Origin of the sequence: Bacillus manliponensis (genome assembly GCF_000712595.1) — a bacterium.
Taxonomy (GTDB): Bacteria; Bacillota; Bacilli; order Bacillales; family Bacillaceae_G; genus Bacillus_A; species Bacillus_A manliponensis.
In genome coordinates, this window is sequence record NZ_JOTN01000010.1 from 106,449 (window position 1) to 118,791 (window position 12,343).

Annotated in this window: 14 protein-coding genes and 1 other annotated feature; of the genes, 10 read left to right on the forward strand and 4 right to left on the reverse strand. The window is 37.1% G+C overall.

The genetic code is table 11. From position 1 onward, the window contains the following. Window positions 1-90: 90 nt before the first annotated feature. Together BAMA_RS13255 and BAMA_RS13260 are read right to left on the reverse strand one after the other, a co-directional pair. Window positions 91-810, reverse strand: coding sequence for a hypothetical protein (locus BAMA_RS13255; RefSeq protein ID WP_034639799.1), 720 nt, complete (start codon window positions 808-810; stop codon window positions 91-93). Between the two features lie 287 nt (window positions 811-1,097). Continuing rightward, window positions 1,098-1,661, reverse strand: coding sequence for a hypothetical protein (locus BAMA_RS13260; protein ID WP_034639801.1), 564 nt, complete (start codon window positions 1,659-1,661; stop codon window positions 1,098-1,100). Between the two features lie 228 nt (window positions 1,662-1,889). Here BAMA_RS13260 and BAMA_RS13265 point away from each other — a divergent pair, with 228 nt between their 5' ends. The 7 genes from BAMA_RS13265 to BAMA_RS24060 all read left to right on the forward strand — a co-directional run bounded on the left by BAMA_RS13265 (window position 1,890) and on the right by BAMA_RS24060 (window position 8,001). Next, window positions 1,890-2,321, forward strand: coding sequence for a VOC family protein (locus BAMA_RS13265; protein ID WP_034639803.1), 432 nt, complete (start codon window positions 1,890-1,892; stop codon window positions 2,319-2,321). Between the two features lie 254 nt (window positions 2,322-2,575). Further along, the gene (locus tag BAMA_RS13270) at window positions 2,576-3,106 is read left to right on the forward strand and encodes a sigma-70 family RNA polymerase sigma factor (RefSeq protein WP_034639805.1); all 531 of its coding nucleotides are present in this window, start codon (window positions 2,576-2,578) and stop codon (window positions 3,104-3,106) included. Further along, entirely contained in the window at window positions 3,096-4,139 is a 1,044-nt protein-coding gene (locus tag BAMA_RS13275; protein WP_034639807.1) for a DUF4179 domain-containing protein, read from the forward strand. Before BAMA_RS13270 ends, BAMA_RS13275 begins: the two co-directional genes overlap by 11 nt. 87 nt (window positions 4,140-4,226) lie before the next feature. Next, on the forward strand, window positions 4,227-5,621 hold the full coding sequence (locus BAMA_RS13280; RefSeq protein ID WP_034639809.1) for a YcdB/YcdC domain-containing protein: 1,395 nt from the start codon (window positions 4,227-4,229) through the stop codon (window positions 5,619-5,621). Window positions 5,622-5,733: 112 nt separating this feature from the next. Next, complete coding sequence (locus BAMA_RS13285) at window positions 5,734-6,021, forward strand: hypothetical protein (protein ID WP_157406002.1); 288 nt, start codon at window positions 5,734-5,736, stop codon at window positions 6,019-6,021. Between the two features lie 64 nt (window positions 6,022-6,085). Next, window positions 6,086-6,336 (forward strand) — a binding site (T-box leader). 50 nt (window positions 6,337-6,386) lie between these two features. Beyond that, window positions 6,387-7,778 (forward strand): asparagine--tRNA ligase, encoded by a 1,392-nt coding sequence (gene asnS, locus BAMA_RS13290; protein WP_034639811.1) that lies wholly within the window; start codon window positions 6,387-6,389, stop codon window positions 7,776-7,778. An 88-nt stretch (window positions 7,779-7,866) separates the two neighbouring features. Then, window positions 7,867-8,001: a YuzL family protein gene (locus BAMA_RS24060; RefSeq protein WP_084157994.1), complete on the forward strand. Its 135-nt coding sequence runs from the start codon at window positions 7,867-7,869 to the stop codon at window positions 7,999-8,001. Between the two features lie 50 nt (window positions 8,002-8,051). Here BAMA_RS24060 and BAMA_RS13295 read toward each other — a convergent pair whose 3' ends face one another. After that, window positions 8,052-8,297: a hypothetical protein gene (locus BAMA_RS13295; RefSeq protein ID WP_034639813.1), complete on the reverse strand. Its 246-nt coding sequence runs from the start codon at window positions 8,295-8,297 to the stop codon at window positions 8,052-8,054. A 143-nt stretch (window positions 8,298-8,440) separates the two neighbouring features. Beyond that, window positions 8,441-9,379, reverse strand: coding sequence for a ribonuclease HIII (rnhC, locus tag BAMA_RS13300; protein WP_034639814.1), 939 nt, complete (start codon window positions 9,377-9,379; stop codon window positions 8,441-8,443). A 266-nt stretch (window positions 9,380-9,645) separates the two neighbouring features. On the opposite strand from rnhC, the gene zapA reads away from it, so the two are divergent. Genes zapA through polX form a run of 3 tightly spaced genes read left to right on the forward strand, consistent with a single transcriptional unit; the run spans window position 9,646 to window position 12,227 of the window. After that, window positions 9,646-9,915: a cell division protein ZapA gene (gene zapA / locus BAMA_RS13305; protein ID WP_034639816.1), complete on the forward strand. Its 270-nt coding sequence runs from the start codon at window positions 9,646-9,648 to the stop codon at window positions 9,913-9,915. A 1-nt stretch (window position 9,916) separates the two neighbouring features. Then, on the forward strand, window positions 9,917-10,456 hold the full coding sequence (locus BAMA_RS13310; protein ID WP_034639818.1) for a CvpA family protein: 540 nt from the start codon (window positions 9,917-9,919) through the stop codon (window positions 10,454-10,456). Between the two features lie 55 nt (window positions 10,457-10,511). Further along, the gene (gene polX, locus BAMA_RS13315; RefSeq protein ID WP_034639820.1) at window positions 10,512-12,227 is read left to right on the forward strand and encodes a DNA polymerase/3'-5' exonuclease PolX; all 1,716 of its coding nucleotides are present in this window, start codon (window positions 10,512-10,514) and stop codon (window positions 12,225-12,227) included. Window positions 12,228-12,343 lie beyond the last annotated feature (116 nt).

Consider the following 12,343-nt stretch of genomic DNA (forward strand, 5'->3'; position numbering starts at 1 on the left):
TAACGAAAAAGCTGGTTGCTGGAAGCAACCAGCTTTTTTTATTGAACCAAAAAGCGTTCTAACAGTTTGTTATATGAAGAGATCTCTTCCTTATACACAAGGTGAAAGGACGGTTACTTCTCCAAAGAAAGGAGCCCCGCTTACTGTACCGAAAGCTGTAAGGGTTATATTGCCAGGTCCAATAGCGGTAACAGTAGTATTGAAGAAGCCACCTTCTTCTGTAAACACTGTAGTTGGAGAAACGGTTGCGGCACCTTGTACTGTGAAAGAAACTGGTATTCCTGCAAATCCAATGCCGTTCACTAACAAACGCCCTGGTGCAACAACAGGAACGTTGCAATCTTCGCTTGTAAAGCCTAGTCCAATATCTACTTCAGTACTAGTTACCACTAATCTTCTAACGCAGACTTTGATGACCTCTTTTTCTTTAAATTTAAAAGCCACTCGTAAGTCATCTATAAATCCAAAGTTTTGTTCTTGGGCAGTAACTTGTCCAAGAATTGCTACGCCTGTAACCTCGAAAAGATCTCCTTCATTAGCATCTTCGCGATCAATCGCACATTGAAAAGGGATATCGTCGAAAACTTGAAAATCTGGTATTATAGCACCGTTTTCTAAAACAGCAGTATAAGTGAGTGTTTTACGAACTACACCACAGACGATGACTTTTTCCGGAATTACATTTTCAATATCAGCTTCAACCGTTTGTGTAAAGGTAACAGTACCTGCAAGTGCTGGTGGGACAAGCTGTGTTAGGTGTTCGACCACAACTTGGCAACAAGTTGTAGGGTTAGTTAAGGGACAAACCATTGATTATTCCTCCTTAGTTTTAATTAGATGTACTCTCTTCGCATATTTCGAAGGTTTTTCTTCTACAAGTAGTTATCTAGATAGAGTGCTATTTGCAGTTAGTATAGATTATGAAAAGTATACGAAGCTTGTATAGGAGGTTGCCTTGGACAAGGTTCCTATTTTCAATGGTCTTTAATTAACTACTAAATAAGTTCTTCGTTTTAGAAAGCTTGTCATTGAAAATTCAGTAGATCTAAGGTTTTAAAATTCTATTTGTGATAATCAAATATGGATATATTCCTCTTTTATTTGATAGAGATTTTTATAATGTCTTTTCCTATAAAATTGAAAGCAAGGGTATGCTTATACAATAGAGGATCATTTGATCTTCCAAAGTTAATTTCATGGGCGAAAACTTCACTTAGTATTTTTTGCTCGATGATGCTAAATGGGTAGTTTTCTTTAATCTCTGTGGATTCTATAAGACATTGGAAAGGAACGTCATCTTGTATGGTGTAATTTGGGATTTCTTTATTATCAATTACAGCTGTATAGGTAATGGTTTTACGGATGAATCCAAGAATAATAACTACTTCTGGACATACCTTTTCAATTGTAGAGAATATTTGCTTATCAACTTTGGTAGTTCCTTTCTTTGCTGGGGGAACTAACTCGATTTTATGCTCTATAATTTGTCTGCAGCACATAGTCTTTTCGTTGGGAGTGTTTAATGTTTTTGTTGTTTTTTTGTGTTCGGGATGTTTTGGTGATTCTGCGGGATTTCGAACTTCAGGAAGTTCTGATAAACCGATATAAGGAAAAAAAGGCGTGCTTGTAACGGGAATTTTCTTATAGTATGGATAATCCATTTGCTTGCCTCCCTTTTTCAATAATGTATAGTTTAGAGTATGTTTTCTAAATTATAGGTGTTTGTTTTTGAAAGTGAATTTTAAAAAATAAGCGGTTGGCATATGTAGAATAAAAACCCTCTTTCATAAATATGTACGATTTGTCTTGAGATGAAGGTTGTTATAGAAGGAAGATTTAAATCTGTTGTTGAAACTATAAGAATATAAAGTTATGGAGGTCATATTCTTATGGTATTACAAAGAGTGAGTCTTATTACAATTGGTGCATATCATTTGCCAACTCTTAGAGCGTTTTATAAAGGGTTAGGATGGGAAGAAACAGAGTTTAGTTCTGATAATTACACTGCTTTTAAAACAGCGGGTGTATTCTTGACTATCTTTCCGATTGAGGAGTTAGCAAAAGATGCCGGAGTTCCAATTAAGAAAGATGTAGAAAATTTCCGCGGTGTAACATTTGCGATTAATGTAGACAAGCAAGAACAAGTGGATACAACAATCGAGGCAATCCGAAATGCAGGCGGGAAAATTTTGAGAGAGCCAAGCGATGCGTTTTGGGGAGGTCGAACAGCTTACTTTGCTGACCCTGAAAACAATCTATGGGAAGTCGCATGGAACCCAGATTCTGTATTCGATGAACGAGGAGCTATGATCGCTTTTTAATATATAATTGGAAAAGGACTCTTTGTAGTCCTTTTTTTATTTGGTTCATCATCGTAATATGGGGTTGATTTCTTGAAAATGACCCATTTTTCATACACGGAACGGAAAGAAGCGCCCACTCGGAGTGGAGTGTACTCCTCTCTATGTATTTTCTAAAAATGAATGCAACTAAATCACAAGTCTGGTTATCTAATAGAATGTAAAGAACATAAGGATACGTATATATTAAAATTTCTTAGTAAGGAGGCTTTTACATGAACAATCGGATAGCCTTAGTAAAAAAGGCGAAACAGGGAGACGGTGATGCTTTTGTGTCCCTTGTACAGCAATATGAAGATGTGTTGTATAAAGTAGCAAAAAGATTGCTAGAAAATGATGAAGATGTAGCAGATGCGATGCAAGAAGCAATTATGACAGCGTATGAAAAAGTACATACGCTTAAAAGTGAGGAGTACTTCAATACGTGGATTTGTAAAATTTTAATCAATATATGCAATCGCATATTAAATAAAAAGGGAAAGGTTACAATCATTGCTTCGGATGATGAGCGAGCAGGGAGTGGAAATGAATTTTTAAAAGTAGAATTAGAGGATGCTTTAAATAGTCTAAATAAAGATTATAAAGTTGCTCTGGTTTTATATTATATCGTTGGGCTTAGCGTTAAAGAAATTAGCTTATTCGTAAAAGAACCAGAAGGAACAATTAAATCGAGATTGTCGAGGGCAAAGTCCATATTACGTAATCATTATTACTGTGGTGAAGGAGTGAGTGTCAATGAACGATAAATTCGAAAGAGAACTAGAACAGTTATTCAACGAAAAGCAAGAGATGCCCGATGTTGTAAGGGAGTCTGTAAATCGTTCATATGATATGATACGGGCGAATACAAAGAAAAATAAGCGAAACAAAGTATGGAAACAAGTAGCGGTAGCAGCGTGCTCGGTTATTGTGGCGGGTGGACTGTTTACGAACGAACAAGTGAGAGCAAGTATTATCGAACTCTTTCGTTTTAACGATAAAGGTATTGAACGAGCAGTTGAGGAGGGATTTACGGAAAGGAGCAATAGTATGACGGTGGATCAAGGGGTTACTGTTGCCCTGAATCAATACTTTGCTGATGAACATAAAATGGGATTTCGCTTCAGCATTGCATTTAACGATACGAGTATACTACAAAAGCCAGTAAGACAAATATCATTTGATTATCGTTTAAAGAATGGTGATGGTGAGTACATTTTAGAAAATATTCCTGATACAAAACCTCTAAAGGGAACGCCCGGTAAATATTACATATCAAGAGGGGATGATCAGCTTGTATCTTTAGATGAGAAATCAGGCAATGTACAATACGAAGAGATATATGAATCTGAGGCGGGGAACATACCGATACTGCAAGGTGCTATGTTAGAAATAGAAAGTGTAAATATTTTTTATGAAGATGGTGAAATGAAAACAATTGATGGAACCTGGAATTTGCCGGTTGAGAATAGTGTGAAACAAGAAAAGGGTGAACAAATCGAGTATGAAGCGATAAAAACCTCTCCACATTTGAAACTCAGTTCAGCAAAAGCGAGTCCAACATCTTTTAATATTGTTTTCTCAGTAGATGAAATTGTAGAAGATGAAAATGAGTTTATTGATATGAAAGTGATTGATAATAAAGGGAATGAATACAAATCTTCAGATGGGTATAGCACAGATGTAAAAGGTGGAAAGACTATTATTTATGCCAATTTCCCAATCACTTCCTATGAAAAACTAGGAAGTATCACATTAAAGACAAAGAATTTTGGAGAAATAAAATTAAAAAGGAAATAAAAAGAAAACCTTTCATTCTCCCATAGATGAAAGGTTTTCTTTTATTTATAATAAGAGTTATAAGAGAAGGGTGTGTGAGGATTTCTAATGAAGGATATACTTGAACAAGTAAAATTATTTTTAAAGATTAATGAGGACATACAATTGTATGCTGTTACTTCAGAAGAGAGTGAGCAGGAGTTTAATGTGTTTGAGAAGCGAACAGGGGAACTTGTAGCTTGTTATGAAATGGATGGAAAAGGTGGATTAAAGCATTTTGAAACGTGCCGAGATTTAGAGAAAGTACGTTGTATAGGATTATCACATGAGGCAGTTCATGAGATTGCCCAATCATTTTTACAAGTATTTGCTTCTAATATCGTTAAATTTATTTATTCATCGGAAATGATTGAAGAGGATTACGTATTTCAATTTTCCTATGAATTGCGAGATGAACGTTACGGTCTGACTTTTCCGCAACCTCCTGTCGTACTTGAGATTGCAAAGGATGGACGGATTCAGTATTTCTTTTCTGAAGGAGCAGATCGTGAAGTGCATTATCCGGCGAAGCTGATTACAAAGGAAGAAGCGAGAGAAAAATATATTGAAGCGCTTCAATTTGAATTGTTGTTTGCACAGGCGGATAAGGAGATATATGAAAATGGTGATGATTCCTATCACCTCGTTTATGCGCCAAAAGAACATGTTATGGACATAGGAGCAAACGGAGAACTACATACATTGGAGGATTATAACGGTTTCGTTCATCAATTTTATAATATAGAAAAACGTACTGTACAAGAAGAAGAGGTTATAAAGTTAATTGGACTAGATGATACATATATAAAGATTCATACAAACGAAATAGACGAGGAAGTAACGGAACTTTGGACAAAGAGAGATTATGTTGATGATGTGGAAGTGGAAGAAGGAACGCCGTTTCACACTATTCAAGTACGTTTTCATAAAGAAACATTTCAGTGTATCAGCGTAATCAATAATGAACGAAAAGATGAAATGAAAGAAGTGATAACAGAAGAGGAAGCAAGAGAAAGTGCGCTCCAATTTTTATTTGCATGTTATCCGAAGGCTGATGAACAATTTTTGATAGAGAGAAGCCATCCGTTGCATCATTGCATATGGGAAGATGAAAACTGCGAATCACAATATGGCTTTTGGTTCCATCCTCTTTACAAAGGTAAAAGGGTAGGTACATACAGCTTAGTCATTCAAATTGGTCAGCAGTCTGGGAAGATTTTAGAGTTTCAGGCAGTTACTGATGTTGCCGAGGAGTTACATACATTAAATGCTGAACCAACACTTTCTGAAGAAGCAGCAAAGTCAATTTATGTTCGGGACTTAGAGATGGAACTTGTGTGGGTAAAGGAGCAGAATCCAGTGCGTTATGAGCTTTGTTACGCACCATCATTCCCAAAAACAGATGGACATATTCGTATGATTGAGGCACATACAGGCATGGCATTTCATGTGAAAGTGGATTAGAAATTGTATCCTCTGGGAAAATGGTATAAAATAAGAACAAACGTTTGTTTTCTTGGAGGTACATATGAAATTAGAACAGTTATTGAAACCAACACTTACTTAGAAAAGTCGGATGAGTGATGGAGATGATATATTTACAGAAGAGAATATTGAAGCTACGGAAAAAGTGTTGCATACGTATGTAACACTTTTACAACGCCTGGATGAGCGTGAGAAAGAGCAGACAATTATGGACTGTGTGGAACAAGTCGTTGTTGCTTTGAATGAGTTAAACGAAAGATATGATTGTTTCATTGAAACGGAAGAACGAGAAGAGTTATATGAATTTATTACAGAATCAGCAGCAATAGCTGGCTTGAAAGTAGAAGAGGATATAACAGAAGAGTGGCGAGAGTGGTAAGTCCTCTAAACACAACTTGCATCTTTCTCATGAATGTAGTACATTATTTTTAGTTTAACATTTAGAAAAGACGATGATAAGGAAAAGTAGTATATACTATAATCCAAAGCGAGTCAGGGACGGTGCGAGCCTGATGAGGCGGTATATATGAAGAACACCTTGGAGTTGCTAACCGAAATTGAAAAGTATTTCAAGAGTAGACTTAGACGGGAATCCGGCCTGTTACAAACCGGGAAAGTATGTAATACATACGAGTAGAGTTGGTCTTTATGACAAATTGGGTGGTACCGCGAAGTTTAACCTTTCGTCCCTTTATGGATGAAAGGTTTTTTTATATTTCAATATAAGTAAAGGAGCAATACACAATGGAAAACACATTAGTAAAAAGCTTGTATAGAGAAACTGACAAGTATGTAGATCAAAAAGTACAAGTATCTGGTTGGATTCGTAACTTACGCGATTCAAAAGTATTTGGTTTTATTGAATTAAACGATGGAAGCTTTTTTAAAGGCGTACAAATCGTTTTCGATACAGAGCTTGAAAACTTTAAAGAAATCGCAAAGCTTCCGCTAAGCTCTTCTGTTAAAGTAGAAGGTACGTTAATTGCAACACCAAGTGCAAAGCAGCCGTTTGAAATTAAAGCGGAGAAAATTGAGATTGAGGGCTTATCACATTCTGATTACCCACTGCAAAAGAAGCGTCATACGTTTGAGTACTTACGTACAATTGCGCACTTACGTCCAAGAACGAATGCATTTTCTGCAACGTTCCGTGTGCGTTCTATCGCAGCGTTTGCAATTCATCAGTTCTTCCAAGAACGTGGATTTGTACACGTTCATACGCCAATCATCACAGGTAGCGATACAGAAGGTGCAGGCGAAATGTTCCGTGTTACAACGCAAGATTTAAACAACGTACCAAAAGGTGAAGATGGAAAAGTTGATGAGTCCCAAGACTTCTTTGGTAAAGAAACAAACTTAACGGTAAGTGGTCAGCTAAATGCAGAAGCATACGCGTTAGCATTCCGTGATGTGTATACATTTGGTCCAACGTTCCGTGCTGAAAACTCAAACACAACTCGTCATGCTGCTGAGTTTTGGATGGTTGAGCCGGAGATTGCATTCGCTGAGCTTGAAGATGTAATGAACTTAACAGAAGATATGCTGAAATATGCAATGAAATACGTATTAGAACATGCACCAGAAGAAATGGAATTCTTCAACAGCTTCGTTGACAAAACAGTTCTTGAGCGTATGAACAACGTAATCAATTCTGATTTTGGACGCATCACATATACAGAGGCAATTGAAGTACTGAAAAAATCAGGTGAAGACTTCAAATACCCAGTAGAGTGGGGCATTGACCTACAAACAGAGCATGAAAGATACTTATCTGAACAAGTATTTAAACGTCCTGTATTCGTAACAGACTATCCAAAAGATATTAAAGCATTCTACATGCGCTTAAACGATGACGGCAAAACAGTAGCGGCAACAGACCTACTTGTTCCTGGCATCGGTGAGTTAATCGGCGGAAGTCAACGTGAAGAACGAGAAGACGTATTAGTAGATAGAATTAAAGAACTAGGTATGAATGAAGAAGATTACTGGTGGTACTTAGAGCTAAGAAAATATGGCGGTACAAAACATGCTGGATTTGGTCTTGGTTTCGAGCGCTTCTTAATGTACATTACTGGCATGGCAAACATTCGTGATGTAATTCCGTTCCCAAGAACACCAGGCTCTTCAGATTTTTAAGATGAAAAAAGCGAGAGATCTTATCTCTCGCTTTTTCTATTACATAGTTTTACTCTCGTAAGGAGAAAGTAACGATGGAGGTGAAACTATGGGCCGTAAAACGAAAAAAGATCCATCAAGAGTAGGTCTTGGTTCTTCACAAGTAGAAGGACAAGGTACAACGACAGAGGAGACAGGCTCTTTTGCAGTGTCTTCTTCACATAAGAAACAAAAGCGTAGTTAATAAAAAAACAGTCCGAAGTTTTCCGGTAGGTACCTTTTCGGACTGTTTTTTTATTCGTCTCTAACTTCTTGTACGATAGCCTCTACATTTTTTTGCAAACGATTAAAGTAAAAGAACCAAGCGATGCTCGCGAGTACATAATAAATTGCCATAATGCAGAGGTTGTCTACTATGTTTGTGCTAATCGATTTTGCTGAGAAGAAAACACCCCAAATCGTGGAGAGAGCAAAAAGTGTAACTGGGAAGATGAAATGTACAAATAAGTAGATTGTTTTGTTTACTTTTGAATGACTCATTCATGTTCCTCCCATTCTGTTATGTTTTCTAATATAATCATAACATAGAAAATACTGGATAGTTATGTTTCCAATTAAAAAAGAGACTTCATGAAGTCTCTTTACGTTTAAGCGCATTATATCCTGCCCATACTGAAACAAAGCTATCGTTTTAACAAACGCATTGCTTTTTCTGTATTTGCAAAATGTATCTTTACAAACTCATGTAATCGTTCTTTTCCTAGTTTTTGTATTAATTTTGCCGCTGCGATGTCCACTTGACTGCCCGCTCCTTTTGGTAGTGGCATACCTGCTTTTTTGCTGAGGTCGTCAAACTTTTTAACGAAGGAATAACGAGCTAAAATAGAGGCGGCTGCAACAGCGATATGTACGCTTTCTCCTTTCGTTGCAAAATAAACATTTTCACGCTGTACGTTCTTTTGTTTCGCTAAATATTTGTAATATGTCGTTGGTTGTGTGAATTGATCAATTAAAATTCCTTCTGGCTTTGTGGGGCCAAGTTTTTCAAGTAAATTCATAATCGCTTTATTATGAAGCATCGCTTTTAATTGCCCTTGATTGTAGCCTTTTTCAAATAGCTCATTATATTTCTCGTTATGTAACACAAGTGAGCTGTAAGGAATAACGGTAAGAATTTGCTTTGCGATTTCTGTAATTTGCGCGTCGTTTAAGTTTTTGGAGTCTTTCACGCCAAGTTCTTTTAATAATGGAATTTGCTCGGCAGATACGTACGCAGCAACAACTGTCATCGGTCCGAAGTAATCGCCTGTTCCAACCTCATCTGAGCCGACAATCGACATCGCTGCAATAGAAGCTGGCGGTGCAAAGCCGTGTGCGTTCACTGTTTTTTTACGAGGCGCAGCAGTTACTTCAGCGCTATTTTGCCAGCGTGCTGCTTCTTCTGAGGCACGTCCCCCTTGAAACATTACTTTTCCTGATTTATAAGCGGTAACTGTGCATGAAGGTACTTTCGCCATAAAAATACCACCTTGTGGAACTTTAGGTGCAATGGAATGTTTATAAGCTTCTTTCATTTTTTCAATTGCAGAAGGATTTGTTTGAATTACGATAGAATTTGACAAAACAGTCGCTCCTTTTTTATATAATCCTGCTCTAACAGAGGCTGTAAACCTCTCATATTACATTTCGGAGATTTGGGTGGGAGGTTTACAGTCCGTAAGAGTCAGGTTCGTTCGACTAACAATCATAGGGAGATAGAAGAACTCTCCCTGTAACTGAAGTTTCCCTATATATTTTATCATATCGAATTGTCGTTTCTGTTTCCATATTATGATGGTTCATGGTATGATAAACTTTAGGATTCTGTACGTGATTGGAGGCCAGTAAGTTGTCACAACAAAATGGAAATCGAAGTCGAATTAATGTAGAAATATACGGCCAACAATATTCGGTTGTTGGCGATGAAAGTACAAGTCATATCCGCATGGTCGCAGCGATTGTGGATGATAAAATGCGTGAACTCAATGCTAAGAATCCTTCGCTTGATACAAGTAGACTAGCGGTATTGACAGCAGTGAATGTCATACACGATTACATAAAATTAAAAGATGAACATGAAAAGTTGAAAGAAAGTATGAAACAAGAAGGAATGGAATAGTATGATTGATATTCTTATCATTTTGTTGCTTATTATGGGCTTTTTTCTCGGATTGAGAAGAGGCTTTATATTGCAACTCGTAAAGTTAACGGGCTTTATTATTGCATACCTTGTCGCATACTGGTACTGTAAAGATTTTGCGCCAGTACTTCAAAAAATTGTCCCATATCCGTTTGAACAAAATGCGTCTGTTCCAGAGTGGATTGATGCAAGTGATATGGAAACGGTTTTCTATCAAGCGATTGCGTTTATTGCACTATTCATCATAGCAAAAATTGCACTCACATTACTTGGACATTTGCTAAATATGTTTACAGAAATTCCAGTATTAAAGCAAGTAAATGCACTTGCAGGTGCGCTATTAGGATTCGTAGAAGTATATGTTATTTTGTTTGTACTAATTATTGTCGGATCATTACTTCCGGTAGAACCGGTACAAACATCGCTTGAACAATCAGCAATTAGTAAAATAATAGTAGACGATACACCGATTCTTTCTGAAAAGGTTAAGGAATTATGGCAGACAGGTAGCAAAGTATAACTTCTCTTTTTTAGAAAGAGAAGTTTTTTTTCTAGAGCGGAAAGGCGGGAGAAGAATGAAAGTAAATAAAAAACAAGTAATTAAACTACTTGAAACAATTGGTTTGTTTATGGAGCTAAAAGGAGAAAATCCTTTTAAAATATCAGCATTTCGTAAAGCGGCGGCTGCGCTTGAAAGTGATGATCGCAGTCTTTCAGAAATTGAAGATTTCACAAAAATTCCAGGTATCGGGAAAGGAACTGCAGCTGTTATTACAGAATATATCGAGCTTGGCACTTCGGAAGTGTTAGCAGAGCTCGAAAAAGAAGTGCCGAGCAGTTTGTTACCATTATTAAAGCTTCCAGGGCTTGGAGGTAAAAAGGTCGCAAAATTATATAAAGAGCTTGGCGTTACAGATATGGAAACGTTAAAAACAGCTTGTGAAGAAAATAAGGTACAGGCACTTGCTGGATTTGGGAAGAAAACAGAAGAAAAAATATTAGAGGCAATTGCACAAGTTGGTTCTCGCCCAGAGCGTTTACCAATCGCGATGGTCCTTCCTATTGCCAGGGAAATAGAAGAGAAATTGTCACAAGTACAAGAAATTAGTCGTTTCTCTAGAGCGGGTAGTTTACGACGCGTTCGTGAAACAGTAAAAGATTTAGATTTCATTATTGCGACGACAGAGTCAGAAAAAGTACGCGAACATTTATTACAGTTTGATAATATGATTGAAGTTATTGCAAGTGGCGATACAAAAGTATCTATTCGTCTTCAGTATGAATATGATATTTCGATTGATTTCCGCCTTGTGCAGCCAGAAGAGTTTGTCACAACACTTCACCACTTTACTGGCTCAAAGGATCATAATGTAAGAATGCGTCAAATTGCGAAAGATAAAGGGGAAAAAATTAGTGAGTATGGCGTGGGAAACTTAGAAACGGGTGAAGTGAAAACGTTTGAAACAGAAGAAGAGTTTTTCGCTCATTTCGGTTTACCATTTATCCCGCCAGAAGTACGTGAAGATGGAAAAGAAATTGAGATGATTACAGAATATCCAAGCTTCATTCAGTTTTCCGATATTCAAGGTGATTTGCATATGCATACAACGTGGAGTGACGGTGCCTTTTCGATTGAAGAGATGGTACAAGCTTGTCGTGCGCGTGGGTATAAATATATGGCAATTACGGACCACTCACAATATTTAAAAGTCGCGAACGGGTTAACGAAAGAACGTCTTCATGAACAGGGAAAAGAAATTGTTCGTATGAATGAAAAGTATCCAGACATTACAATTTTACGTGGAATTGAAATGGACATTTTACCAGATGCAACGCTTGATTTTGATGATGAAGTGTTAGCAGAACTAGATTATGTAATTGGAGCGATTCACTCTAGTTTCTCACAAGATCGTGAAACAATTATGAAACGTCTTCGCGCGGCGATTGAAAATAAACATGTAACAATGATTGCGCATCCGACAGGGCGTTTATTAGGACGTCGCGAAGGATACGATGTGGATCCAGAATTGCTGATTGAACTTGCGAAAGAAACAAATACTGTACTTGAATTAAACGCAAATCCAAATCGTTTAGATTTAAGTGCCAAATTATTAAAGCAAGCGCAAGATGCTGGTGTGAAAGTAGCAATTAATACAGATGCTCATACACTTGAAATGTTAGAAGATATGGAAACAGGTGTTGCTGCAGCACGCAAAGGTTGGATTCAAAAAGATACAGTGATTAACACTTGGGATATAGAACGTTTATTAGACTTTATTAAAAAGAAATAAAAAATTTTCTTTTTTTGGTTGGAAGGAAGCATCCATCCATGTTTGGTAACGATGAGGGCTTTGTGCTCCATGTTATGGAAAAAGAAAGTAGATATATAGTGTAATGAGTTCAATTG